We start from the raw sequence: 26,821 nt of genomic DNA, 5'->3' as shown, positions 1-26,821 counted from the left end.
CCAATTTCATACTGCCGCCGAGATGCCCGGCGGACAAGCAAAACCCGGCTCTCACGAGCCGGGTTTCACCGCTATTACTCAGCCATCGTCAGAACGTCAAGCCGCCTTGAAGTCCTTCGTGGTCTTCTCGATCGCGTCCTTGACGCTGCCGGACACTTCGGTGGCCAGCTTGGTGGACAGCTCCTGCATGTCCTTGGCCTGGCCGCTCAGCGCGTCGAACTGGCTGCGGGCGAAGGAGGCCTGAAGCTCGATCATCTCGGCAACCGACTTGACCTCGAACAGGTCCTTCACGAACTGGAAGGTCGCGTCGCTGTTGGTCTTGGCCGCATCGACAGCCTTGCGGTTGAAGTCCAGAACGCCGCGACGGGTGGTCTCGAAGCCGTCTTCCATCAGATCGGTCGCCTCTTCGGCTGCCGACTTGATCTTGGCATAGGCATCACGGGCCTGCTCGATGCCCTTCTCGGCCATCTCGCGGGTCAGCGTCGGGACTTCCATCTTCGGCAGAGCGAAGGCCTCGAAATTCGGGAAAGCCGCCACGGTCGCGTCGGCGGCGGTTTCTGCGGTCTTGGCACGCGCCGTCTTGGCCTGCGCTGCGGTCTTGGTCTCGGTCATGTGTCAAACTCCTGTGGCCGGGATAGCGGCCCAGCGCCTGTCTCATCCCGGGGAAGATGTTCTGCGACCGATGCGCCTTGGGTACGCGTCGTCGCCAGCTACACCACCTATATAAACCCGCCTATTGTGCATTGCAACATTTTATTGCGGCGCACAACATGCAAGCCGGCATCCGCAGGTGCGCAGCCCCGGAAATCCGGGAGCCCGTGCCGAGCCCTCTGCCGGATGCGGCACGAAGCTTTCCGTCACCCCGGATCGCCGCACCTGCGGGAGGTGTCGCCAGCATATGATAATACAGCGTCGGGACGGGGGCCAAGGCTCCCGTCCCCGGTCCTTACGTTTCGGCTATTGGCCCTTGCGCGGTCAGTCCTTGCCCGGCTTGACCGCGTCCTGAGCAGTTTTCGCCGCCTTGTCACCAAGCTCGCGAACCTGCTCGCCCAGCGCTTCCATCTGCTTGCGCATGTAGTCGCTCTGCAACGCCATCATTTCCTGCACATCGCTGGCACGCACCATCTTCTGGGCAAGTTCGAACGCCGCAGACACGTGTTCCTCGGTGTATTCCAGCGCCTTGCGCCCCAGATCATCGGCTCCGGCCTTCATCGAACTGGCCTTGTCCTCGACGGTGCTCACGGTCTTGCGGGTTGCCGCCATGTACTCATCGAATGCCTTGCGCGCCTGATCGACGCTCTGATCCGCCATCTGCCGCATCTGCTCGGGGATTTCAAAGCTGCTCTTGTTGCTTGCCATCAGTCCGCTTCTCCTTCACTTGCCGGCCGGCCCCCGGCCAGCCTGCCGGAACATCCCATTGCCGGATGGTCGCACCGCCCTATCCTGCCTGTTGATCTTAAAGGAAAGATCACATTGAGGGATAGTCCCGCTTCAGGTATTCGCCACCGCCTTTCGCCGTATAGCCCGGTGCAATCGTTGCATTGCCTGTTAACCACCGTGCGAGACAATGGCGCCAATACCCGTAGCCGGCGTGGACGACTCGTGACGGACACGATATTTACATTTTGTTTACCGACTTTGGCCCAGCAGGCACGGTCCGTTCCCTTGATGCGGGTGAGCGGTCGAACCGTCCCGGGACAAACAGCAACGGTGGAGACAGCGCGCCCATGAACAGCCATTTGCGCAACTTCATGGCCTTGAGCGGATTGGCCGCCGCCAATATCTACCTGACCGACCGCCGCCCCGCCTGGATCTGGGCCGCCGACGGCAAGACGATCCTGTGGGCAAACGCCGCCGGCGCGGCCTTTTTCGGCGCACACTCCCTGGCTGGCCTTGCCGATGTCTATGGTCTGGCCCGCGCGCCCGCCCGCCCCCATATCGCCCGGATTGCCGCCACCGGACCGGCCGACCGGGACAGCATCGACCGCCTGCGCTTCTATCGCGGTCTGCGGGTGATGCTGCTGACCTGCACCTGCCGGCGGATTTCCCTGCCCGATGGCGACAGCGGCGCCCTGATCGTCGCCAATGACGCGCCGTCCATCAACGCTGGCCAGACCGAGGAGCCAGCGATTTCCCTGTGCCGCCTGCTCGCCGACGACGATCGCGCCGCCTTCCTGTTCGGCTCCGATGGCACGCTGCGGCACTCGGACGGCAGCCTTCCGCCCCCGGAGGGCGCGGAGCGCACCAACCTGCGCCGCGCCGGCAAGCACTCGCCGGTGGTTGCACCGCTGGCGATCGACGGAACCTTGCGGGACGCGGCCCTGCTCGCCCTGGATGATGGCGGCGAGTTGCTGGTGGTGGAGACCGGCACGAAGGGTGCCCGATCCGCTCCGGCCCCGGCAGTCACCGGCGCAGGCATGCCCACGCCTTCCGCCGCGCAGCAAGAGGCAAGCCTGCCAGAGGAAACAACGGCCGCAAGCATCACGCCCCGCATAGGGCATGACGGCAGACCCGACACGTTCCCCGCGCCAGCCGCGCTTGGCGATCATGCCGAGGCCAAGGACTTCCTCCTTGACGCGGAGCGCCTGCCAACCAAGCAGAGGCCAACCGAGCAGAGGGAAGAGCGGCCCTTGGACGCCCGGCCGGCGGTGCCGAGCACCGGCCTGTTTGCCCTGGCCAGCGCCACCCGCTTCCTGTCCGGCACGGCGGAGACTGCCTCTCCGGCTTCCGACACGCCGCCGCTTGCGAAAGACGAGGACCTGCCGGACATGGCCAGCGTGCTTGCCGGGATCTCCGCCGAAAAGGCGCCCGAAGCAGCGGCTGCGAGCATGGCGCAAGAGGCACTTGAGGACGTGCTTCCCTGCAGCGAGACGGCTACCGGCAGCGGAGATCAGACCAGCGGAGACCGGGCCAGCGAAGGCCGGGCCAGCGAAGAGCGGCCCGTCGCCGAGACGGCCAGCACTCCGAAGGAGATCGCAACGGCGACGACAGACGGCGCCCTCGGACCCACCGCCGCAATGGACCTTGACCGCGACAGCGCCGTGCAGGACGCCGCGACGCCGGCCCCGGAGGCCCCTACCTCGGCCAGCGGTTTTGTGTTCACGCCGCATCCGCGGCCGGTGCGTTTTGCCTGGAAGATGGACATCGACCAGCGCTTCACCTTCCTCTCTCCGGAATTCACCGAGGCGCTCGGCCCGGAGGCGGCCGATGTGCTCGGCCTGACCTGGACCGAGGTGGCCGAGCGTTTCCAGCTCGATCCGGAAGGCGGCATTGCCGCCTCGCTGACCCGCCGGGACACCTGGAGCGGGCGCACCGTGCGCTGGCCGGTCAGCGGCGCCGCCCTCAAGGTGCCGGTGGACATGGCGGCGCTGCCTGCCTTCGACCGGCATCGCGTGTTCGAAGGCTTCCGGGGATTCGGCGTCTGTCGTACCGGCGAGGCGACCCGGGATCCGCTGGAGATCGGCCCCGGCCTCCGCCTGCGAGACACCACCGCGACCGTCGAGCAACCGGACAGCGCCACGCCGCAGCAGGCAGCGCCAGATGAGGCGGCGGCTATCGCCTCCCCTGCCGAGACGCCCGCCAGCGCGGTTTTGGGCGAGGAGGTTCAGATCAACGAGGCGCTGACTGACGACGTTCAAGCCCCTCCTGCCGAGGCCCCAGTCACCGAGACGCCTCTTGCCAGCACCGCGCCCGAGGCACCGGCACCGGCACCGGCCGCGCTGCCGGAAGCGGCCGAACCGCAGGCCGCACCGGAACCGATTGCAAGCAATGCCCCCGAAGATACGGCAGAGCCGGCGCCGCGACGGAGCAGTGGCGCGGTGGTCTCGGGGCTGTCGGCCATGGCGGCGCTGATCGCCGGCCGGGCGAAAGCGGCAAGGGCCGACCGTCTCGCCCAGGAGCGTGACGCCGATGGTTCGCTCGCGCAGGATGCGCCTGACACAGGGCAAGCGTCCGCCGCAGAGCCCGTCGCACCGGACGCGGAGGCCGCCCAACCGGAAGAGACCGTCATCGTGCCGCAGGACGATGGGCGCGCAGCCGATCTGTTTTCCCGCGAGGAGATCACGGCGCCCGCCGCGATGGAGCCCGCCGCCATCGAGGACGGAGTGCCGCCGGAGAGCGCGGCTCCCCCGCCGCCGACGACAGCACCGGAAAGCCAGACGCCGAGCGCACCGAGGTCAGCGGACCCGGCACTTGATGCCTCGCGCCTGTCGAAGCCCGAACGGGAAGCGTTTCGCAAGATCGCCGAGGCGCTCGGCGCCACCCCGGAAGCGGAGGACGAGGCCCCGTCCCCGAGCCGGCACGCGGAGCCGGTGGCTCCGGCGGCTCCGGCGGCTCCGGCAGTTCCCGCCGGCTCGATCATCGACCTTGGCCGGCGGATCCGCGAGGCGCATGTACCCTCGCGCGGCGATGTGCCCGAGACGTTGAAACCGGTCGACACGCCCCAGCCCGCGAAACCGGCCCGCGATACGGATGGCGGCGGGACGCCTGTGCAGACTGCCAGCACCGGGCTTCTCGACCGGCTGCCGGTCGGCGTCGGCATCATCGATGGCGATGACGTCTGCTATGCCAATACCACCCTGCTCGATCTTCTCGGCTATCCGACCCTTGCCGCGCTGCGCGCAGCCGGCGGCCTGAGCGCGCTCTTCGCCGAACCGGAGGACTGGCCGGGCGCGCCCCCCGGCTCGATGACTGAGCGGACCATGCGCATTTGCCTTGCCGATGGCGGCACCAAGCCGGTGAAGGCGCGGCTGCACAGCGTTCCCTGGCAGGATGGCAAGGCGCTGATGGTCTCGCTGCTCGACCGGCACGATCCGGCGCAAGAGGCAGCCCTCGACCGACTGCATGAGGTGCAGACCGCGCTCAACATCGCCGAAGAGCATCTGTCGGAGATGGATGCGGTGCTGGAGACCGCCACCGACGGGGTTTTGCTCTTGAACGAAGAGGGGCGCATCCTCAAGGTCAACCGGTCGGCGGAGGCCCTGTTTGGCGCCTCGCGCGACGAGATGATCGGCGCCGCGCTGACCGGCTATCTGGCGCCGGAAAGCCATCGGGACGCCAATGACTATCTGGAAGGGCTGGCGCGCAACGGCGTCGCCAGCGTGCTCAACGACGGGCGCGAGGTGATCGGCCAGGTCCGCTCCGGCGGGCTGATCCCGCTGTTCATGACCATCGGCCGGGTTGGCAGCAATGCGGAAGGTCCGCGTTTCTGCACGGTGCTGCGCGACATCACCCAGTGGAAGACCGCCGAGGAAGAGCTGACCGACGCCAAGCGGCAGGCGGAAAACGCCAGCTCGCAGAAGTCCGACTTCCTTGCCAAGATCAGCCACGAGATCCGCACCCCGCTCAATGCCATCATCGGCTTTTCCGAGGTGATGATGGAAGAGCGCTTCGGCCCGGTCGGCAACGACCGCTACAAGGGCTACCTGCGCGACATCCACAATTCCGGCTCGCATATCATGAGCCTGATCAACGACCTGCTCGACCTGTCGAAGATCGAGGCGGGCAAGCTCGATCTCACCTTCGAGGCGGTCTCGGCGAATGACATCATCCGCGAATGCGTGGCGTTGATGCAGCCGCAGGCCAATCGGGAGCGGGTGATCATCCGGGCCAGCCTGCCCGGCTCCGTGCCCAGCATCGTCGCCGATGGGCGCTCTGTGCGGCAGATCATCCTCAACCTCCTGTCCAATGCCATCAAGTTCAACCAGCCCGGCGGCCAGGTGATCGTCTCCACGGCGCTGGAGGACAGCGGCGAGGTGATCCTGAGGGTGCGCGACACCGGCATGGGCATGAGTGCCAAGGACCTCGGCGCGGCGATGGAACCGTTCCGCCAGCTCCACACCGCCCGGCACGGCGGCGGCACCGGACTCGGCCTGCCGCTGACCAAGGCGCTGGTGGAGGCCAACCGGGCGAGCTTCCGCATCGATTCGGAGCTGCATCAGGGCACGCTGGTGGAGATCACCTTCCCGCCGCAGCGGGTGCTGGCCGAGTAGCCCCCCTCTCGCAGATGGGCGACCGCCCGGTTGCCCTCTGCCGGATTGACCGCGCCGACAAGGCGCGGCAGTCTCATCCCCCTTCCAGATCCCAAGAGGTTTCATGCTCACGCTCGCCGCCATCGAGGACGCCGCCGAAATCGTTTACCGGTCGATGCGTCCGACCCCGCAATATGCCTGGCCGCTTCTGGCCGAGGCCGTCGGTCGCCCGGTCCATGTCAAGCATGAGAATCACACGCCGACCGGCGCCTTCAAGGTGCGCGGCGGCTTGGTGATGCTGCAGGATTTCGCCGCCCATGCCCCGCGCGGCGCGGGCGTCGTCTCGGCGACCCGGGGCAACCATGGACAGAGCCTTGCCTTCGCCGCCCGCCGCTTCGGCCTTGGCTGCACCATCGTCGTGCCCCATGGCAATTCGCGCGAGAAGAACGCGGCCATGCGCGCCTTCGGCGCGGAACTGATCGAGCATGGCGAGGATTTCGACGCGGCCCGCGCCCATGCTGCGGAGCTTGCCGATGAACGCGGGCTGACGCTGGTGCCCAGCTTTCATGTCGATCTGGTGCGCGGTGTCGCCACCTACGGCATGGAGTTCCTGCGCGCCGTGCCCGAGCTTGACGTGGTCTACGTGCCGATCGGCCTGGGATCGGGCATTTGCGGGATGATCTCCGCCCGCGACGCGCTCGGCCTGAAGACCCGGATCGTCGGCGTCGTCTCGGAACGAGCCGATGCCTATGCCCGATCCCTGGAAAGCGGCCAGCTGGAAGACACGGACAGCGCCAACACCTTCGCCGATGGCATGGCCGTGCGCTGCCCCAGCGAGGCGGCGCTGGCGGTCATTCGCGCCGGGGCCGAAGACATCGTCCGGGTCAGCGACGACCAGATCGCCGACGCCATCCGCCTTGCCTTCCGCACAACCCATACGGTGACAGAAGGGGCCGGCGCGGCGGCGCTGGCGGCGCTGCTTGCCGACAAGCCGCGCGGCAGCCATCCGGGCGTGGTGTTCACCGGACAGAACATCGATACCGAATGGATGCATCAGGTGCTCGGCGGCAAAACCCCCACGGTCTGAGACCGGTTGCGGCCCGGCAGCCGTACAGCCCGAGCCACCACCTCCCCCACCGAAGGTAACGGCTTGACTCCACACAGCTTTCGCGAACCATTCGCAAAAACCCTTATGCAGCAGCGCACAGATTTTCGACCGAGGCAGTTTGGAATAATTCCAAGGTATTGAAATAACTTGGAAATTATCTTGACACTTACACTCTTCTTTTTAGGATGCGCGGTGTTGGCGCCAGTTGCCAGCGCGACCCAATTGCAAGAACGCGGCAGGGCCTTGCCCCCTGTGCCTGTGGAGACTGACATGACCAAGACGATCCGTCCGACACGCTCCGGCCTCCTGGCCGCGGCGCTTTTCACCACCGCCGCGATGGCGACCCCGGCGCTGGCCGATGGTGAGGTCAACATCTATTCCTATCGCCAGCCGGTGCTGATCCAGCCGCTGCTCGATGCCTTCACGAAAGAGACCGGCATCAAGACCAACGTCATCTTCGCCTCCGACGGGCTCGCGGAGCGGATTCAGGCGGAAGGCGCGAACTCCCCGGCGGATGTGATGATGACCGTCGATATCGGACGTCTTGACGGGGCCAAGCAGCTCGGCATCACCCAGCCGGTGTCGTCCGAGGTGGTCAATGCCAACATCCCGGCCGAATTCCGCGATCCGGAAGGCCACTGGATCGGCCTGACCACCCGCGCCCGCGTCGTCTATGCCTCCAGGGACCGGGTCAAGCAGGACAGCATCACCTATGAGGAGCTCGCCGACGAGAAGTGGCGCGGCCGCATCTGCACCCGCTCCGGCCAGCATGTCTATTCCATCGGCCTGTTCGCCTCGATGGTCGCCCATCACGGCGCGGAGAAGACCGAGGAATGGCTCGCTGGTGTGCGCGACAACCTCGCCAGCAAGCCCTCCGGCAATGACCGGGCCCAGGTGAAGGCGATCTTCGCCGGCGAATGCGACATCTCGCTCGGCAACACCTACTACATGGGCAAGATGCAGACCAACGAGAAGGAACCGGAGCAGAAGGACTGGGCCAACTCGGTCAAGATCCTGTTCCCGAACACCCAGGATCGCGGCACCCATGTGAACATCTCCGGCGTGGTGATGGCCAAGAACGCGCCGCATCCGGCCGAAGCGCTGAAGCTGATCGAGTTCCTCTCCTCCGACGCGGCGCAGCAGGTCTATGCCGAGGTGAACTACGAATACCCGGTCAAGCCGGGCGTGGCCGTGTCCGAGCGCGTGAAGTCCTGGGGCGACATCAAGCCGGACAGCCTGCCGCTGGCCGATATCGCCAACAACCGCAAGACCGCCAGCGAGCTGGTCGACAAGGTCGGCTTCAACGACGGCCCGTCGAGCTGACCGACGTCTCCCTTTCCGCATAGGGCGGCGCCCGGCCAGATCAGGCCGGGCGCCGTTCGCCGTTTCGCCCCCGACAGATCCGGACGCATGAGCGCCCCATGAGCAGCACCGTTTCCACCCCGACGTTCGATGCCGCAGCGGCGGTCCGGCCGGTCTCCGCCATGACCCGCTCGGACCGGGTTCTGCTCGCCATCGGTTTTCTGATGGCCGCGCTCACCCTGCTGCCGATCCTGGCGCTGGTGGTGATCGCGGTGCAGCCGACCGGTGAGGTCTGGACCCATCTGCTTGGCACCGTGCTGCCGTCCTCGCTCATCACCACCGGCCTGTTGATGCTCGGGGTCGGGGCGATCACCCTGGTCGTCGGCGTCGGCACCGCCTGGCTGGTGACCATGTGCCGCTTTCCCGGACGGGCGCTGTTCGACTGGGCGCTGTTGATCCCGCTGGCGGTGCCGACCTACATCATCGCCTACACCTATGTGGAGATCCTCGACTACACCGGCCCAGTGCAGGGCGCCCTCCGGGCGTTGTTCGGTTTCAAGACCTCACGCGACTACTGGTTTCCCGAGATCCGCTCCCTCGGCGGGGCGATCTTCGTCATGGGCTTCGTGCTCTACCCTTATGTCTATCTGACCACCCGGGCCTCGTTCCTCTTGCAATCGGCCTGCGCCCTCGACGTCTCGCGCACCCTCGGCGCCGGACCGATGCGGCTGTTCTTCGTCGTCGCCCTGCCGCTTGCCCGGCCGGCCATCGTCGTCGGGCTGTCGCTGGCCCTGATGGAATGCCTCAACGATATCGGCGCGGTGACCTTCTTCGGCGTCAACACCATGACGTTTTCCGTCTATGACACCTGGATCCACCGTTCCAGCCTCGCCGGTGCGGCCCAGCTTGCCTGCGGCATGCTGGCGATCGTCTTTCTTCTGCTGTGGGCGGAGCGCTATGCCCGGCGCAAGCAGCGCTTCCACATCACCACCTCGCGCTATCTGGCGCTGCCGAGCTACCAGCTCACCGGCCCGCGCGCAGGCCTGGCCATCCTCGCCTGCGCCCTGCCGGTGCTGCTCGGCTTCGTCCTGCCGGCCGCACTGCTGGTCGACTATGCCAGCCGGCGCCTCGATGAGCTGTTCGATCCGGCGCTGATGGCGGCGGTCGGCAACAGTCTGGTGCTGTCGATCACCGCCGCGCTGCTGACGGTGGCCATCGGCATTCTTCTGACCTACGCTCAGCGGATCCAGCACAATCCGGCGACCCAGCTGTTCGGCCGCGTCGCTTCCATCGGCTATGCCATTCCCGGCACCGTCCTCGCGGTCGGCATCCTGATCCCGCTCGCCGCCTTCGACAATTTCATCGACGGCTTTTCCCGCTCCGTCTTCGGGGTCGGCACCGGCCTCATCATGCTCGGCTCGGGCGCCGCTCTCATCTACGCCTATATGGTCCGCTTCCTGGCGGTGGCGCATGGGCAGATCGAGGGCGGCTTCGGCAAGGTCACGCCGCATCTCGACATGGCGGCCCGCACCCTTGGCCGCAACTCCGTACGCACCCTGTTCGAGGTGCATCTGCCCTTGATCCGGCCGATCCTGCTGACAGCCGTGCTTCTGGCCTTTGTCGATTGCATGAAGGAACTGCCGGCGACGATCCTGCTGCGGCCGTTCAATTTCGAAACGCTGGCGACCACGGTCTACAATGCCGCCTCGCGCGAGGCCTTCGCCGAAGGCGCCGTCCCGGCGCTCGTCATCGTGCTGGTGGGACTGGCACCGGCGGTGCTCCTGGCCTGGTCCTCGGCGCAGAGCTTCCGCGGCCGCAAGAGCGCCCGCGGCTGATCGGCTAGCAAAACCTGGTTTCCCGCCAGACCGGTTACAGCCGGTCGCGCAGGGCGAACCAGCTCATCGCCAGCACCAGGATCGGCCAGCGCAGCAGCCGCCCGCCGGGGAACTTCGGCGTCGGCAGGGCCGAGAACACATCGAAGCGCTCGCTGTCGCCGAGCATCGCCTGCGCCGTCACATGACCGCAGAAACCGGCCATGGCAATGCCGTGGCCGGAAAAGCCGGCGGCGACATAGACGCCCGGACGGCTGCGCCGTAGGCAGGGCATGCGCGTCTGCGTCACCCCCAGCGTCCCGCCCCAGGCATGGGCGACCGGCACCTCGGCGAGCTGCGGATAGACCTTGCGCATATGCGTGCGCACGAAGCCCTCGATATCGGCCGGGAAGCCGCGCCGATAGGTTTCGCCGCCGCCGAACAGCATGCGGCGATCCCTGGTCAGGCGCCAGTAATGCACCACGAAACGGGTGTCCGACACCGCCTCCCGACCCGGGATCAGGGCATCGGCCTCGGCCTCGCTGAGCGGCTCGGTGGTCAGGATGAAATTGTTGATCGGCAGAACCCGCGCCTCGCTGTCGGCATCGAGCCCGTCGAGATAGCCATTGCCGGCCAGAAGCACCTCGCCCGCGTCGATCTCGCCATGGGTGGTGGCTACTTGGACCCGTCCGCCCTGCGGCGTGATCGACGTTGCCGCCGTCGTTTCGTGGATGGTTCCGCCCGCCGCCTCGATGGCCGCAGCCAGGCCCAGCGCCAGCTTCAGGGGATGCAGATGGCCGGCGCCGGCATCCCGCGTTCCTCCGAAATAGACCGGCGTGCCGATGGCCGCCGCCAGCTCCTCGCGCGTGAGCGGTGTCACCTTGTCATAGCCGTAGTCGCGGGCCAGCTTTTCCGCGTAGTGCCAGCCTTCCGCCACATGGGCGGGCTTGTGCGCCGCCTCGATCAGGCCGGGCATCCAGTCGCAGTCGATGCCGTGACGCTCGACCCGGCCAAGCAGCAGCGCCTTGGCCTCCTCCGCCAGCTCCCACAGCCGGCGGGCACGCTCCAGCCCGAAGGCCGCCTCCAGATGGTCCTGATCGCGCCGCTGGCCGCTGTGCAACTGGCCGCCATTGCGCCCGCTCGCGCCCCAGCCGATGCGGTTCTGCTCCACCAGCACCACCTGGCGCCCGGCTTGCGTCAGGGTGAGCGCGGCGTTGAGCCCGGTGAAGCCACCGCCGACCACCGCCACATCCGCCCGGGTCCGACCGGCGAGCGCCGGACGAACCGGCGCCTCCGGCACGGTGGCCGCATAGAAGGACGGGGCATGGGGGGCGGCGATGTCCGTCACGGGGCCTCTCCTCAAGCGATCCGCGCCCTCAGGCCGCGAGCCGGCCGTCGCGCTTGAGCACCGCATAGGTGTCGTCAAGGGTCTTGGCGGTGCGCTCGACCAGGAGATCGGCCTCCTCATGGGTCAACACCAGCGGCGGCGAGATGATCATGCTGTCGCGCACCGCGCGCATCACCAGCCCGTTGTCGAACGACAGGTCGCGGCACAGGGTGCCGACATCACCGACCGGTGCGAAGGCGCGGGACCGGTCGCCCTTGGCCGGCACCAGTTCCAGCGCGCCGACCAGCCCGACCATGCGCGCCTCACCAACCAGCGGATGATCGGCCAGCCCTGTCCACTTCGCCTGAAGATAGGGGCCGATGTCGTCAGCGACCCGCTCCACCAGCTTTTCCCGCTGCATGATCTCCAGATTGGCAAGCGCCGCCGCGCAGCAGGCCGGGTGACCGGAATAGGTGAAGCCATGATGGAAATCACCGGCCTGGTCGATGAAGACGCTGGCCACCCGGTCGGAGACCATCACGCCGCCGATTGGCAGATAGCCGGAGGAGAGCCCCTTGGCGATGGGCATCAGATCCGGTTCCAGGCCGTAATAGTCGGAGCCGAACCAGGTGCCGAGCCGGCCGAAGCCGCAGATCACCTCATCGACGACCAACAGAATGCCGCGCTCCTTGCAGATGCGCGAGACCTCCGGCCAGTAGCTCTTCGGCGGAATGATCACCCCGCCCGCACCCTGGATCGGCTCGGCGATGAAGGCGGCCACCTTGTCCTCGCCGATCTCGTCGATGGCCCGCTCCAACTCCCGCGCCGCCCACAGGCCGAATTCCTCTTCCGACATGTCACCGCCCTCGCCGAACCAATAGGGCTGGGCGATATGGTGAACGCCGGGGATCGGCAGGTCGCCCTGCTCATGCATCCCCTTCATTCCACCAAGGCTGGTGCCAGCCAGGGTCGAGCCATGATAGCCGTTCCAGCGGCCGATGATGGTCTTCTTCTCCGGCTGGCCCATCTTGTCCCAGTAGGTGCGCACCATCCGGAACACGGTGTCATTGGCTTCCGAGCCGGAGGAGGTGAAGAACACCCGGTTGAACTGCGGCGGGGTCAGCTCGGCGAGCTTTTCCGCCAGAGCGACCGCCGGCGGATGGCTGGTCTTGAAGAAGGTGTTGTAATATTCCAGCTCGCACATCTGCCGGTGCACCGCGTCGGCGATTTCCTGCCGGCCATGCCCGACCTGGCAACACCACAGCCCGGCCATGCCATCGAGATACCGCTTGCCGTCGCTGTCGGTCAGCCACGCCCCATCGGCGCTGGTGATGATGCGCGGCCCCTCCCGATTGAGCGCACCGGTGTCGGTGAAAGGGTGGATGTGATGGGCCGCGTCACGGGCCTGCAGGTCCCGGGTCGGGTAGCGGTTCGATGCACCGGTCATGGCGCGTATCTCCAGAATCAGATCTCGTCCTTGGGCAGGACAGGGGGAAGTGAGGCGGCAGCGCCGCCCGCGTTCAAACGTTGAGAAGCAGGTATTCCCGTTCCCAGGGGCTGATCACCGCCATGAAGGTTTCGAATTCCTCCTGCTTGATCGCCCGATAGGTGGCGACGAATTTCTCGCCGAACACATCGATCAGCTCGTCGCATTCGCCAAAGAGCGCCACCGCATCGAGCAGCGCGCGCGGCAGCGCATGCATCTTGTCGCTGGAATAGCCATTGCGCGGCTCGTCCGGCGTCAGGTTTTGCTTGATGCCGAGATAGCCGCAGGCGAGCGAGGCGGCGATGGCGAGATAGGGGTTCGCGTCCGAGGACGGCACCCGGTTCTCCAGCCGCCGCGCCGAAGGCTTGGAATTGGGCACCCGCAGGCCGACGGTGCGGTTGTCATAGCCCCAGTAGACATTGACCGGCGCCGTGGTGTCGCGGCTGAACCGGCGGTAGGAGTTGACGTAAGGGGCGAGAATGCAGGTCACCGCCGGCAGATAGGTCTGATGACCGGCGATGAAGGACAGGAACTCCGCGCTTGGCTCGCCATCTGCGCGCGAGAACAGGTTGGCGCCAGTCTCCCGGTCGATCACCGACTGATGAATGTGCATGGACGAACCCGGCTGGTTCGACATCGGCTTGGCCATGAAGGTGGCATACATGTCGTGCCGCAACGCCGCCTCGCGGATGGTCCGCTTGAACAGGAACACCTGATCGGCCAGCACCAGGGGATTGCCGTGGCGCAGGTTGATCTCCATCTGCGCGGCCCCCTCCTCATGGATCAGGGTGTCGATCTCCAGCCCTTGCGCACCGGACAGGTCGTAGATGTCGTCGATCAGGTCATCGAACTCGTTGAGCGCGGAAATCGAATAGGACTGGCGTCCCACCTCGGGCCGGCCGGACCGGCCGGTCGGCGGCTCCAGCGGATAATCCGGATCGGTGTTGGGACGGACCAGATAAAATTCCATCTCCGGCGCGACCAACGGCTCCCAGCCCTCATCCTCGTAAAGCTGCAGCACCCGTTTGAGCACATTGCGCGGGGCGGTCTCCACCGGAATGCCCTCGCGGGTATAGGCATCGTGAATGAGCTGCGCCGTCGGATCGGTCTCCCAGGGTACCCGTGTCAGGGTCGAATAATCGGCTTGGAAGAACAGATCGCCGTCAGTGGCGTTGTGCTGAAAGCGATCGTCGTCGGGCGGATAGTCCCCGGAAATCGTCTGGGCGAAGATCGACGCCGGCATGGTCATCACCGGGCCGGAGAAGAACTTCTCCGTCGGCATCATCTTGCCTCGGGCCACGCCCGCCAGATCCGGAACGATGCATTCGATATCCTCAATGCCCCGCTCGGCCAGCCAGATGGTGGCCTCCTCCAGCGAGGCAACGCCGCGCAGACTGTCGATCTTCGGCGAGGATTTCTTCTTCTTGCTCACAACGAACCTTTCCGGGCATTCCCCTCGAAATTCCCCCGCCGAAGTCGGTCACCGCTCACGGTGACCCAGCCTCATGGCAGGGCTTGCACGAAACCCGCGCATCTTGTGATCACAATTTTCAACTTGTCAATCTCAGCGGCGCCCGGATCCAACAGCCCACTCCTACCGATCGAGCAGCTCCATGCCGCAGCGGATGTCGGCTGCAACCGCTGAGCGCAAGGCTTCCGCGTCGCCATCGCGGACCGCCTGAACCGCCTCCTTGTGATGATCGTCGAGCGCCGCCGTGCCGACCCGACCATAGACCGTGCGCATGAACGGGGCGAACTGGAGCCACAAATTCTCCACCAGCGGCAGCAGCACCTCGGAGCGCGACGCCCGGTAAATATGAAAATGGAAGGCATGATTGAAGCGCATGTAGGTTTCGGCATCGCCGCCGATCAGGCTTTCATCGACCCGATCATCCAGCGCGGCCAAGGCATCGGCATCAAGATCGGCGGGGTAGGACGCAGCCATTTCCGCCAACTCCGGCTCCAGCAACAGGCGCGCCTTGAGGATCTCCGCCAGCCGCGCCTCGGTCATGGTCGGCACCTGGATGCGACCGTTCGGCCGCACCTCCAGCGCATGCCCGGCCGACAGGGAGCGCACCGCCTCGCGCACGGGCATCGGGCTGACCCCGAGCTCGCTGGCAAGCCCGCGCAAGGTCACCGCCCGCCCGGGCACGAACCGACCAGTCAACAGCGCCTCGCGCACCGCACTCTCCACCCGGTCCCGGATCGATCCGCGCACCGCCGCAACCGGCGCTCCCGGCCCCGATCCGGCCCCTTGCTCCAACATCGCCGCCCATCTCCCAAGCTGGCTTTCTTGACACCGCACAGGCTATGTGATCACAATTTCGCTGTCCCGGCAATCGCGCCTCTCGCGGTTCGCCCATCCGGAGGATTTCATGTTGCAAACCTCGCGCTCGGCCTGGCAACGGCCCGCCGGCGACGACACCTGGCAGGACGAGGTCGCCCGCTTCGAGGCGGAGCACCCGGATCTCGACACGCTTGAGGTGATCCTGCCCGACAGCAATGGCGTGCTGCGCGGCAAATGGCTGCCCGGCAGCGCCCTGCGCAAGGTGTTCGAGAACGGCGTTGCCTTGCCCTTCTCCCTGTTCGGTCTCGACGTCTGGGGCCGGGAGGTCGAGGAGACCGGCATGCATATCGAGACCGGCGACAAGGACGGCGTGTGCTGGCCGGTGCCCGGATCCTTGCGCGCCGTACCCTGGGCCGACCGGCCGACCGCGCAGGTGCTTCTGTCCATGCATGACCGGGATGGCGGCGCCTTCCTGTGCGACCCGCGCCATGTGCTGGCGCGGATGACCGACCGGCTGGCGGGGCAGGACCTGACGGCCACCGCAGCCTTCGAGCTGGAATTCTACCTGTTCGAGGACCGGGAGGACGGCGACTGGAGCGGCGCGCCGCAGCCGGTGTTCTCCACCCATCTCGGCCCGGCGCGGCAGAACATGTATGCGCTGTCGGACCTGGAAGCCTTCATGCCGCTGGTGGACGAGATCCGCCGCTCGGCGGACGCCCAGGACATTCCCGCCGACGCCGCCGTGTCGGAGGCCGCGCCCGGGCAGTTCGAGCTGAACCTTCACTACCGCCGCGACCCGCTGCGCGCGGCCGATGACGCGGTGCTGCTGCGCCGGCTGGTGGCCGGTGTCGCCCGCAAGCACAATCTCAAGGCCTCGTTCATGGCCAAGCCCTTCGTCGAGTGGCCCGGCAGCGGCATGCATGTGCATGTCAGCCTGGAGAACGGCGCGGGCAACATCTTCGCCGATCCGGACAGCGGCCGAACCCGGCTCGGCCATGCGATCAAGGGGCTGATCGACACCATGCCGGAGGCGCATCTTCTGTTCGTCTCCACCTTCAACGGCTTCCGCCGGATGCAGCCGGGCTCCTACGCCCCGACGTCGATCTGCTGGGGCTACGACAACCGCTCGGTTGCCCTCAGGGTGCCGGCCGGAACACCGGAATCGGCGCGGATCGAGCACCGGATCGCCGGCGCCGACGCCAACCCCTATCTGGTGCTCACCGGCGTGCTCGCCGGCATGTTGCAGGGCATTACCGGAGCGGAGGCGCCGCCGCCCCCGGTGGAGGGCAACGCCTATGAGAAGACCGCACCGCGTCTGACCCCGTGGATGGACGAAGCGATCGACGCCTTCGCCGCCTCGCAGCGCATGATCGACGCGGTTGGCGCGGACATGCACAAGGTTCTTGTGGATATCAAGCGTCACGAACTCTTCGCATTCGGGCGGGAAATATCGACGCTGGAGCGGCAAACCTACCTTTGACGCCCACACCGCGAGCTGACGGACGCTTCAATCACCGGGACACGCGAACGACAGGGAAAATCAAGTGTTTTCACCGGATCGCCTCTTGATCTAGGGTACAGCGAACAGGCGGCCAGGCCGCCAGGCGAAGGCAGGCCGCGACACCACCGGACGGGGAAGTGGAGGAAGTTGTCATGAAGAAACTGTTGTTTGCGGGTGCCGCGCTTCTCGGCCTTCTGGGCAGCTCCGCCCTTGCCGCCGAGGATCGGGTCGTGCGGGTGTTCAACTGGTCCGACTATATCGATGCGAGCATCCTGGAAGACTTCACCAAGGAAACCGGCATCAAGGTCGTCTATGACGTCTTCGACAGCAACGAGATCCTGGAAACCAAGCTCTTGGCTGGCGGCACGGGCTATGACGTTGTGGTGCCGACCGGCACCTTCCTCGGCCGCCAGGTGCAGGCCGGCGTGTTCCAGAAGCTGGACAAGTCGAAACTGCCCAATCTGGAGAACATGTGGCCGCAGATCATGTCGCGGATCGAACGCTTCGACCCGGGCAACGAACATGCCATCAACTACATGTGGGGCACCACCGGCATCGGCTACAACGTGGAGAAGATCAAGGAGCGGATGCCGGATGCGCCGGTCGACAGCTGGGACATGCTCTTCAAGCCGGAGGTGGTCTCCAAATTCGCCGATTGCGGCATCCACGTGCTCGACACGGCGGACGAGATGTTCCCCGCGGCCCTCACCTACCTTGGTCTCGATCCGGACAGCGACAAGCCGGAAGACTTCGCCAAGGCGACCGAGGTCCTCCTGAAGATCCGGCCCTATATCCAGAAGTTCCACTCCTCCGAATACATCAACGGGCTGGCCAATGGCGACATCTGCATGGCGATCGGCTGGTCGGGCGACGTGCTGCAGGCCCGCGACCGGGCGGCGGAAGCCGACAACGGCGTGACGATCGCCTACAGCATCCCCAAGGAAGGGGCGATGATGTGGTTCGACAACATGGCGATCCCGGCGGACGCCCCGCATGTGGAGGAGGCCCACGCCTTCCTCAACTACATCATGAAGCCCGAGGTGGTCGCCAAGGCCACCGACTACGTCTTCTATGCCAATGGCAACAAGGCGAGCCAGGCCTTCGTCAGCAAGGAAGTGCTGGAGGATCCGGCGATCTACCCGAGCGAGGCGACGATCGAGAACCTGTTCTCCGTCACCACCAAGTCGCCGAAGGCGATGCGGGTGCGCACCCGCGAATGGACCAAGGTCAAGACCGGTCAGTGACACGTTCGCAAGGTCCGGCGCTTCAGCGCCGGGCCTTGTCGTCCCTCGCAGGCACAGGGAAGGGGCTCCCTTGGCAAAGAAACCGATCGGTCCGGTGCGCCGTGCATTCGCACCCTGGGAAGACGGGAATGCAACCCCGTTCATTGAGTTTCGCAATGTCACCAAGCGGTTCGGCGACTTCACCGCCGTCGATGACCTGTCCCTGAAAATCTACGAACGGGAGTTCTTCGCCCTGCTCGGCGGCTCCGGCTGCGGCAAGACAACAATGATGCGCATGCTGGCCGGCTTCGAAACGCCGAATTCCGGCGAGATCTTCCTCGATGGCCAACCCTTGCACGGGGTTCCGCCGCACCGCCGGCCGGTCAACATGATGTTCCAGTCCTATGCGCTGTTCCCGCATATGACGGTGGAAGCGAACATCGCCTTCGGCCTGAAGCAGGAAGGCATGGCCAAAGCCGCCATCACCGAGCGGGTCGCGCAGATGCTGAAGCTGGTGAAGCTTGAGGATTTCGCCCGGCGCAAGCCGCATCAGCTGTCCGGCGGCCAGCGGCAGCGGGTGGCGCTGGCCCGCTCTCTCGCCAAGAAGCCGAAGGTGCTGCTGCTCGATGAACCGCTGGGCGCGCTCGACCGCAAGCTGCGCGAGGAAACCCAGTTCGAGCTGACCGATCTGCAGCAGGACCTTGGCATGACCTTCGTGATCGTCACCCACGATCAGGAAGAAGCGATGACCATGGCCGACCGGATCGCGGTGATGGACAAGGGCCGGATCGTCCAGATCGCGACGCCCTCGGAAATCTACGAATTGCCCAACTCCCGCTTCGTCGCCGATTTCATTGGCGACATCAACCTTCTGGAATGCAAGCTGACCGGGCGCAACGGCGACAGTTCGGCCCTGCGGTCCGAGATCTTCGACTGCGACATCGAGGTGGCCCAGCCGGTCGAGGCCAGCGTCGGCGACACGGTCTGGTTCGCCATTCGTCCGGAGAAGGTGCGCATCGGCTTCGACAAGCCCGCCACCACCGTCAACCGGCTCTCCGGTGAGGTGTGGGACATCGGCTATCTCGGCGACGTCTCGATCTACCACACCCATATTCGCGATGAGGAGACCATCCGCGCCACCGTGGCCAATCACAGCCGGGTGGTGGAACGGCCGATGAGCTGGGAAGACAAGGTGTGGCTGTCCTGGGACCGGGACGCGGGCATCGTGCTGACCCGGTAGCGGGGACGCCAAACGGACAGCGAGGGGAAAGGATGACGGCAGGCGACAGCGCATCCGGTGCACCGTTCGGGTCGACCGCACGCGAAGCGGCGACAGACGGGCCGGACATCGAACGGACCGTCCGCCCGCGCGTGCGGCGCGGGCTCGGCGGCTGGCTGCTGATCGCCGTACCCTATCTCTGGCTGCTCACCTTCTTCCTGGCGCCGTTCTTCATCGTCTTCAAGATTTCGCTGTCGGAGGTGGCGGTCGCCATTCCGCCCTATCTGCCGACCTTCGACCTTGCCGCCGGCTGGGATGCATTCGTCTCCGGGATCACGGCGCTGTCGATCGACAATTATCTCTGGCTGACGGAGGACAGTCTTTACTGGAAATCCTACGTCTCCAGTATTGTCATCGCCGCGACGTCGACGCTGATCGCCCTGATCGTCGGCTACCCCATGGCCTATGGCATGGCGCGCGCGCCGAAGGCGTGGCGTCCGACACTGCTGATGCTGGTGATCCTGCCGTTCTGGACCAGTTTCCTGATCCGCGTCTACGCCTGGATCGGCATTCTCAAGACCGAAGGGCTGCTCAACCAGTTCCTCTTGTGGCTCGGGCTGATCGACACGCCGCTGACGATCCTCAACACCAATGTGGCGGTGTATATCGGCATCGTCTATTCCTACCTGCCGTTCCTGGTGCTGCCGCTTTACGCCACGCTGGAAAAGCTCGACGAAAGCTTGCTGGAGGCGGCCAGCGACCTCGGCAGCCCGCCCTGGCGCAGCTTCTGGACCATCACCGTTCCGCTATCGCTGCCCGGGGTGATCGCCGGCTGTTTCCTTGTCTTCATTCCGGCGGTCGGCGAATTCGTGATCCCGGACCTGCTCGGCGGCTCGGACACGCTGATGATCGGCAAGACCCTGTGGACCGAATTCTTCAACAACCGGGACTGGCCGGTGTCCTCCGCCGTGGCGGTGCTATTGCTCCTGATCCTGGTGGTGCCCATCGTCCTGTTCCAGAACCAGCAGCAGCGGGCGACGGAGAAGGGCCGATGAGCGCGGCGGCGACCCGCACGGAGGGGATGTGATGCGCAACGGCCCAAGCTGGTTCAACGTGACCTCGGTGGCACTCGGCCTTGCCTTTCTCTATCTGCCGATCATCCTGCTGGTGATCTATTCCTTCAATGATTCCCGACTGGTGACGGTCTGGGGCGGGTTCTCGACCCGCTGGTACGGCGAATTGCTCAACAACCAGCAGCTTCTCGACGCGGCCTGGGTGACGTTGCGGGTTGCCTTCCTTTCCGCTTCCATCGCCACGCTGCTGGGGACGCTGGCGGCGCTCGTTCTGGTCCGCTCCGGGCGGTTTCTCGGCCGGACGCTGTTCTCCGGCATGGTCTATGCCCCGTTGGTGATGCCGGAGGTGATCCTTGGCCTGTCGCTGCTCCTGCTGTTCGTCGCGGTCGATCAGGCGCGCGGCTTCTGGACGGTGATCATCGCCCATACCACCTTCGCCATGTGCTATGTCGCCGTGGTGGTGCAATCGCGCCTGACCGGCTTCGACGTCTCGCTGGAGGAAGCGGCGCAGGATCTGGGCTGCCCGCCGCTGCGCACCTTCTTTTCCGTGACGCTGCCGATCATCCTGCCGGGCGTCGTCGCCGGCTGGATGCTGGCCTTCACCCTGTCGCTCGACGATCTTGTTGTTGCCAGTTTCACCACCGGCCCCGGCGCGACCACCTTGCCGATGAAGATCTATTCGCAGGTGCGCCTTGGGGTGACGCCGGAGATCAACGCGATCTCGACCATTCTCGTCGGTCTGGTGGCGGTGGTGGTGATTGCCGTCTCGCTCATGACCAAGCGCCAGGAGGTGCGTCGGCAACAGGACATCCGGCTGGCGGAAGCCCAGCAGGCCTGACCTTTTTCTCAAGGCTCCGGAACCCGGCACCTTGGCGGTACGGAGGGCAATTCCTTGCGGGCGCCCTACTGTCCGCCAGCTTGCGTTTTCCTCGTCCGGCGCGGCGGACCGACAAACTTGGTCAGGTCCGGGAGCAGCAGCGGCTCGCTCCAGGTTCCGCGCATGAGCACGGGCACGCCGACGGCGGAGGTCCCGCCTTCCAGCTCGCCCCTGGAGCTCTGGTCCTCCGCTGCAGCAAGGACGACCCCGCGCAGGGCCAGGCTTCCCTCCGACCGCGACACCCGTCCGGAGGCCGTGAGCCGATGCTTGCCGGTTTCCGCCAGCAGCCGGTGTACGGTGATCATGTCCGGGGCGATCTCCAGCGCAAGATCCAGCTTGCCGAACGTGGAGCGTCCGGAGGACGCCGGTGTGCCCGGCGCCCCAAGTCTGCCAATTGCCGCAGCCAATCCATCGGACGCGAGCCGGGCCTGGCGCATGTCGATCGCTGCCGTCACCTTGTAGCCCGTGAGCAAGTCGTCAAGGCTTTCGCCCGCCGCCACACCGCTGCCGCGCCCGGCCATGCGCCCCCCTTGCGGCCGCGCCTCCATCTGCTGTGGCCAGGGCAAGGCGACAAGGTCGAGGTCCTCAGCGAGCACGGTCATGGTCGCCGCATACCCGCGTGACACCGGATCCGGCTTCGCCCGCAGTGATGCCGACGCGCGGCCGCCGGCCAGCGTCGCTTCACTCAGATCAAAGGAAAAGTCGCCATCGCGCAGCAACAAGGACAGGCCGGTGCGGCGAAGGGCGAGATCGCCGGCGATCAGGTCGCCGGCAGAAACCCGAAGATCGAGATCCATCTGCCTGAGCGTCTCTGCCAGCGGCGCCCGCCGCCACGCGCCGCGTCCCAGCGCCGGCGCCTCGTGCAGATAAGCGGACAGATCGAGGCGCTCGAAGGCCAGGGTCCCTTCCAGGCGCGGACGCGCGTCCGCCATGCCGACAGCCAGCCGTCCCTCGCCGATGTTGCCATCGAGTTCGATCCGCGCGCTGTCCAACGTCAACGCATCGAGCGACAACTGCCCGGTTCCCGCCAGCCGACCGGCGCCGAAGGCGGCCTCCGCTGCCAATTGGTATCCCAGACGCTGCCCGAGACCACGCAGATCACTGGCGGCGAATGCGAACTGGCCCGCCAGCGGACCGCCACCGGCGCCGGTCAATTCCCCATCGAGACGCAGCGACGCCAGCGGCGCCTCCAGCGTCAGCGCCACGGCACCGCCCGCCGCGCCGGTCAGACTGTCCCGATCGGCAAGGCTCACCGCCATATCCACCGGTTGATCGGCAAGCTGGAAACCGCCGCGAATGCCGCTCTTCTGCCCATCCCGAACAAAGCGCAGGGAAATGCGGTCGATGAGCGGCGCCATCTCTCCGGCGTCTCCAAGCAGAACCCCGTCGGTCACCGTGAGCGGATAGGCGGTCAGCCGGTGCAGCTCCCGCGCAGCGGCGCGCAAGTGCTCACGCCAGCCGGCGCCGGTGGGCAGCACGCCATCCCCCAAACGAATACGCGGATTCTCGACCTGAAACGCGGTGAAACGCATCTCGCCGAACACCAGGGCAAAGGCGTCGAGACGCGCGTGAACGCGGCCCGCCGTCACCGACCACAGGCCGCCCAAGCTCTCCAGCCGGACATCGGCCAAGGTGAGGCGCGGCTCGGGAAGAAGCTCCACGGACGGGGCGGTCGGCAGACGAACCACAGCGCCCAGCCAGTCCGACAATTCGGCCTCGGCCCGCAGCCGGGCTGTCTCTCCGGTGACGAGCCAGCGGGGACCGAAAAAGAGTGCCAGTCCGAGGATCAGGATCGTTGCTGCGATGGCCAGAAGGCGTGTCATGCAAAAGTCCGATTGATGCCAGTGCGGAAGTGTCGCGGTTGCCCTCCCCGCCCCTGTCAAGCGGGATAGGGGGAAACCGGGACCGGTTCAAGGACAAAGCCGGACTGGCTCGGGCACAAGATCCGGTTGGCGCTTGAGGTGGGCACACTTCGGCGCTATCACAAGACGCCAAACGAAGGGTTCATGCTGGGCCATGTACCCGGCGTTTATCCGATGCGAGGAGATCCCGATGAATAAAGTTTACCCCGACGCGGCAAGCGCGCTGGAGGGACTGACCTTCGACGGAATGACGGTCATGGCCGGTGGGTTCGGCCTGTGCGGTATTCCGGAAAACCTGATCGTCGCCCTGCGCGACAGTGGCGCGAAGGCCATCACCGCCATCTCCAACAATGCGGGTGTCGATGATTTCGGCCTCGGCCTTCTGCTGCAGACACGGCAGATCAAGAAAATGATCTCCTCGTACGTTGGAGAGAACGCCACCTTCGAGCGCCAGTATCTCAATGGCGAGCTCGAACTTGAGTTCAACCCGCAAGGGACCCTGGCCGAGCGCATTCGCGCCGGCGGCGCCGGCATTCCCGGCTTCTACACCAAGACCGGTGTCGGCACGCTGATCGCCGAGGGCAAGGAACACAAGGACTTCGACGGCCAGACCTACATCATGGAAACCGGCCTCGTGGCCGATGTGTCCCTGGTCAAGGCCTGGAAGGCGGACCGGGAAGGCAACCTGATGTTCCGCAAGACCGCCCGCAACTTCAACCCGATGATGGCCACCGCCGGCAAGGCGACCGTGGTCGAGGTCGAAGAGCTGGTGGAGATCGGCGAGCTGGATGCGGACAACATCCACACCCCCGGCATCTTCGTCGACCGGATCATCGTCGGTTCGCATGAGAAGCGGATCGAAAAGCGCACCACCCGCGCGGCCTGAGGACAAGGAGAGCATCATGGCTTGGACTCGTGACGAAATGGCACAGCGCGCGGCGCAGGAGCTGGAAGACGGCTTCTACGTCAACCTCGGCATCGGCATCCCGACGCTGGTGTCCAACTACATTCCCGAGGGCGTTCACGTGACGCTGCAGTCGGAGAACGGCATGCTCGGCATGGGCCCCTTCCCGACCGATGACGAGGTCGATGCCGATCTCATCAACGCCGGCAAGCAGACCATCACCGAACTGCCGCAGACCAGCTACTTCTCCTCCGCCGACAGCTTCGCGATGATTCGCGGCGGTCACATCGACCTGTCGATCCTCGGCGCCATGGAAGTGTCGGAGACCGGCGATCTCGCCAACTGGATGATCCCGGGCAAGATGGTCAAGGGCATGGGCGGGGCGATGGATCTCGTCGCCGGCGTCAAGCGCGTCGTCGTGATCATGGACCACACCTCCAAGGCGGGCGATCCGAAGCTTCTGGACAGCTGCACGCTGCCGCTGACCGGCGTAGCGTGCGTCGATCGCATCATTACCAACCTCGGCGTCTTCGATGTCACCGAGGACGGGCTTGAGCTGGTGGAGCTGGCAAGCGGCGTCACCGTCGAGGACGTGCTGGCCAACACCAAGGCCAAGCTCAAGGTTCCGGCCTGACGACACCCTTCTGGCGGGCCGGAGTACTCACCCGGCCCGCCTCATCTGCTTATCCCAAAATACACATTCATATAATTCGATAGTTGCCCGAACCTTCTCCAGAAGCTTCCTCGGGAGAATCTCCAGCCCGCAGAACTGCCTTTTCTGAACCCTTCCTTTACCCACCCCGGCCATTCTGCGTTTCTTCAGCAGCCCTCATGCGAGTTGACTGCCCATGAGCCAGATATTGCTAGTAGAAGACGCCTCGTTTTTCGAGCGGGTCATCCGTCGCCATCTCGATGAGATCGATGGGCTGGAGGTCATATCCGCGACCAGCCGCGCCGACGCCGAGGCTCTGCTTGCCGATCCGGCGTTCAAGCCGGTGATCGCCCTTGTCGACCTGACCTTGCCCGATGCCCCGGATGGCGAGATCGTTGACGTAACGCTCGCCGCAAGCCTTCCGACCATCGTGTTTTCCGGCCGGTTCGATGAGAGCCTTCGGGAAACGCTGCTGAGCAAGGGCATCGTCGATTACATTCTCAAGGACAGCCCCGCCAGCCTGACCTACCTCACCACGCTGGTGCGGCGGGTGCACGCCAACCGCGGCATCGACGCATTGGTCATCGATGACAGCCGTACCGACACGGAAGTGATTGCCCGGCGGTTGGAGCTCTATCGTCTGCGCGTTCACACGGCGGCGAGCTATGGCGAAGCGATTGCCATGCTCGATACCCTGGATAACCTGCGGCTGGTGGTCCTCGACTATATCATGCCCGAGGCGGACGGCTTTGAACTGCTGCGCGCCCTGCGCAGCCGCTACGGCATGAACGAGCTTGCGGTCATCGGCCTGTCCAGCCGCGCAGGTCCCGACGTTATCGCCCGTTTCCTGAAATCCGGCGCCAATGACTTCCTGCCGAAGTCCTGTACGCCGGAAGAGTTCATGCTGCGCATTTCCCAGAACCTGGACATGCTGGACCGGATCCAGACGCTGTCCGCCATGGCCCATGGCGATGTGCTGACCGGGATTTCAAACCGGCGACACCTGTTTTCCGATGGCAACACCCTGTTCGACCGCACGCGAAAGGCCGGCGAGGCGATCACCGTCGCGGCGATCGACATCGACCGGTTCAAATCGGTCAACGATCGTCACGGTCATGAGCAGGGAGACGAGTTGATCCGGCAGTTCGGCGAGCTGCTGCGCACCCTCAGCCCGCCCCGCGCCTTTCCCGCGCGACTCGGCGGCGATGAGTTCTGTGTGCTGCTGCCGGGCCTGGATGCCCAGGCCTCCCTGGAATTCGTCACCCGGCTGCGGGAGCAATTGCTGGAGCGCACCGGCACCTCCGGCCCCCTTGGCATGCTCGGCCCCGTGACCATCAGCGCCGGCCTGTCGGCGGGCACGGAGACAACCCTGCACGCGGCGCTGAGGACAGCGGACATGCGCCTTTACGCCGCCAAACACGGCGGCCGCAATCGCACGGTTGCCTCCTAAGCGGTGCGTCAGATACAGCGGCCGCCATCGACCTCAAGCGCAGCACCGGTGATGAAGGAGGCTTCCTCCGAGGCCAGCCACAAGGCAGCGTTCCCCATATCCGCCGGGGTCGAGAACCGGCCAAGCGGGATCGAAGCCAGGAACTGTTCGCGCTTCGCCGGCGTGTCCTCACCCATGAACAGATGCAGCATGCCGGTTTCGCCGGCCACGGGACACAAGGCGTTGACGCGGATGTTGTCCGGCGCCAGTTCAACGGCCATCGACTTCGTCGCGGTGATCACCCAGCCCTTGGAGGCATTGTACCAGGTCAGGCCGGGACGCGGGCGCAGGCCCGCCGTCGAGGCCGTGTTCAGGATCACCCCGCCGCCGCGCGCGCGCATCATCGGCACCGCCACCTTCGCCGCCAGATAGATGGCCTTGGCGTTGACCTCGAACACCCGGTCGAAGATGTCCTCATCCACATCGAGCATGGCGCTGTTGCGATGGGTGTAGCCGGCATTGTTGACGAGAATGTCGAGACCACCACGGGCCTCGGCCGCCGCGCACATGGCCTCAACATCCGCCATGCGGGTGACATCGGCGGTCACCGCCTCCGCCGCCGCGCCGATCTCCCCGGCCACCGAGGCGGCCGCCTCGCCATTAAGGTCGGCGACGATCACCTCAGCCCCTTCCTCGGCGAAACGCCGCGCAATGCCAGCGCCGAACCCCGATCCGGCGCCGGTAACAATGGCAACTTTCCCTGCAAGCCTCTGGCTCATTCACATCCCCCC

Annotated in this window: 20 protein-coding genes; 12 read left to right on the top strand and 8 right to left on the bottom strand. The window is 65.8% G+C overall.

The genetic code is table 11. The annotated features are described in order from the left end of the window. Positions 1-96: 96 nt before the first annotated feature. Together LC062_RS04835 and LC062_RS04830 are read right to left on the bottom strand one after the other, a co-directional pair. On the bottom strand, positions 97-612 hold the full coding sequence (locus LC062_RS04835) for a phasin (protein ID WP_224909908.1): 516 nt from the start codon (positions 610-612) through the stop codon (positions 97-99). Between the two features lie 363 nt (positions 613-975). Continuing rightward, complete coding sequence (locus tag LC062_RS04830) at positions 976-1,359, bottom strand: phasin (protein WP_224909907.1); 384 nt, start codon at positions 1,357-1,359, stop codon at positions 976-978. A 368-nt stretch (positions 1,360-1,727) separates the two neighbouring features. Here LC062_RS04830 and LC062_RS04825 point away from each other — a divergent pair, with 368 nt between their 5' ends. From LC062_RS04825 to LC062_RS04810, 4 genes are all read left to right on the top strand, one after another. Beyond that, positions 1,728-5,990 (top strand): sensor histidine kinase, encoded by a 4,263-nt coding sequence (locus LC062_RS04825; RefSeq protein WP_224909906.1) that lies wholly within the window; start codon positions 1,728-1,730, stop codon positions 5,988-5,990. Between the two features lie 103 nt (positions 5,991-6,093). Then, entirely contained in the window at positions 6,094-7,056 is a 963-nt protein-coding gene (locus tag LC062_RS04820) for a threonine dehydratase (protein WP_224909905.1), read from the top strand. 357 nt (positions 7,057-7,413) lie between these two features. After that, entirely contained in the window at positions 7,414-8,400 is a 987-nt protein-coding gene (locus LC062_RS04815) for a Fe(3+) ABC transporter substrate-binding protein (RefSeq protein ID WP_224910318.1), read from the top strand. 98 nt (positions 8,401-8,498) lie between these two features. Further along, on the top strand, positions 8,499-10,214 hold the full coding sequence (locus LC062_RS04810; RefSeq protein WP_224909904.1) for an ABC transporter permease: 1,716 nt from the start codon (positions 8,499-8,501) through the stop codon (positions 10,212-10,214). 34 nt (positions 10,215-10,248) lie between these two features. On the opposite strand, the gene LC062_RS04805 is transcribed toward LC062_RS04810, so the two are convergent. From LC062_RS04805 to LC062_RS04790, 4 genes are all read right to left on the bottom strand, one after another. Beyond that, complete coding sequence (locus LC062_RS04805; protein ID WP_224909903.1) at positions 10,249-11,538, bottom strand: NAD(P)/FAD-dependent oxidoreductase; 1,290 nt, start codon at positions 11,536-11,538, stop codon at positions 10,249-10,251. 28 nt (positions 11,539-11,566) lie between these two features. Beyond that, a complete protein-coding gene (locus tag LC062_RS04800; RefSeq protein ID WP_224909902.1) occupies positions 11,567-12,964 on the bottom strand; it encodes an aspartate aminotransferase family protein in 1,398 nt (465 codons plus the stop codon). 73 nt (positions 12,965-13,037) lie between these two features. Continuing rightward, a complete protein-coding gene (locus LC062_RS04795) occupies positions 13,038-14,435 on the bottom strand; it encodes a glutamine synthetase family protein (protein ID WP_224909901.1) in 1,398 nt (465 codons plus the stop codon). A gap of 162 nt (positions 14,436-14,597) precedes the next feature. Continuing rightward, positions 14,598-15,269 carry a GntR family transcriptional regulator gene (locus tag LC062_RS04790; protein ID WP_224909900.1) on the bottom strand — a complete coding sequence of 224 codons (672 nt, stop codon included), beginning with the start codon at positions 15,267-15,269 and terminating at the stop codon, positions 14,598-14,600. Positions 15,270-15,378: 109 nt separating this feature from the next. Between LC062_RS04790 and LC062_RS04785 the strand changes: the two genes are divergently transcribed. The 5 genes from LC062_RS04785 (at position 15,379) to LC062_RS04765 (ending at position 21,144) form a co-directional block, all read left to right on the top strand. Continuing rightward, positions 15,379-16,770: a glutamine synthetase family protein gene (locus LC062_RS04785; RefSeq protein WP_224909899.1), complete on the top strand. Its 1,392-nt coding sequence runs from the start codon at positions 15,379-15,381 to the stop codon at positions 16,768-16,770. A gap of 173 nt (positions 16,771-16,943) precedes the next feature. Further along, complete coding sequence (locus LC062_RS04780; RefSeq protein WP_224909898.1) at positions 16,944-18,035, top strand: polyamine ABC transporter substrate-binding protein; 1,092 nt, start codon at positions 16,944-16,946, stop codon at positions 18,033-18,035. Positions 18,036-18,105: 70 nt separating this feature from the next. Then, the gene (locus tag LC062_RS04775; protein ID WP_224909897.1) at positions 18,106-19,254 is read left to right on the top strand and encodes an ABC transporter ATP-binding protein; all 1,149 of its coding nucleotides are present in this window, start codon (positions 18,106-18,108) and stop codon (positions 19,252-19,254) included. Between the two features lie 32 nt (positions 19,255-19,286). Further along, positions 19,287-20,288 (top strand): ABC transporter permease subunit, encoded by a 1,002-nt coding sequence (locus LC062_RS04770; protein WP_224909896.1) that lies wholly within the window; start codon positions 19,287-19,289, stop codon positions 20,286-20,288. Between the two features lie 31 nt (positions 20,289-20,319). After that, a complete protein-coding gene (locus tag LC062_RS04765; protein ID WP_224909895.1) occupies positions 20,320-21,144 on the top strand; it encodes an ABC transporter permease in 825 nt (274 codons plus the stop codon). Between the two features lie 65 nt (positions 21,145-21,209). Here the strand turns inward: LC062_RS04765 and LC062_RS04760 are convergent, their stop codons facing one another. Further along, positions 21,210-23,006: an AsmA family protein gene (locus LC062_RS04760; protein WP_224909894.1), complete on the bottom strand. Its 1,797-nt coding sequence runs from the start codon at positions 23,004-23,006 to the stop codon at positions 21,210-21,212. A gap of 229 nt (positions 23,007-23,235) precedes the next feature. Here LC062_RS04760 and LC062_RS04755 point away from each other — a divergent pair, with 229 nt between their 5' ends. From LC062_RS04755 to LC062_RS04745, 3 genes are all read left to right on the top strand, one after another. Next, entirely contained in the window at positions 23,236-23,931 is a 696-nt protein-coding gene (locus tag LC062_RS04755) for a CoA transferase subunit A (RefSeq protein WP_224909893.1), read from the top strand. Between the two features lie 16 nt (positions 23,932-23,947). Continuing rightward, positions 23,948-24,583 (top strand): CoA transferase subunit B, encoded by a 636-nt coding sequence (locus LC062_RS04750; RefSeq protein ID WP_224909892.1) that lies wholly within the window; start codon positions 23,948-23,950, stop codon positions 24,581-24,583. Between the two features lie 214 nt (positions 24,584-24,797). Next, positions 24,798-26,051, top strand: a complete 1,254-nt coding sequence (locus LC062_RS04745; RefSeq protein WP_224909891.1) for a diguanylate cyclase — start codon at positions 24,798-24,800, stop codon at positions 26,049-26,051. Positions 26,052-26,059: 8 nt separating this feature from the next. On the opposite strand, the gene LC062_RS04740 is transcribed toward LC062_RS04745, so the two are convergent. Then, on the bottom strand, positions 26,060-26,809 hold the full coding sequence (locus LC062_RS04740) for a glucose 1-dehydrogenase (RefSeq protein ID WP_224909890.1): 750 nt from the start codon (positions 26,807-26,809) through the stop codon (positions 26,060-26,062). Between the last annotated feature and the right edge of the window lie 12 nt (positions 26,810-26,821).

Source organism: Stappia indica, assembly GCF_020177335.1.
GTDB lineage: Bacteria > Pseudomonadota > Alphaproteobacteria > Rhizobiales > Stappiaceae > Stappia > Stappia indica_B.
This window is presented reverse-complemented; position numbering and strand designations above follow the sequence as displayed.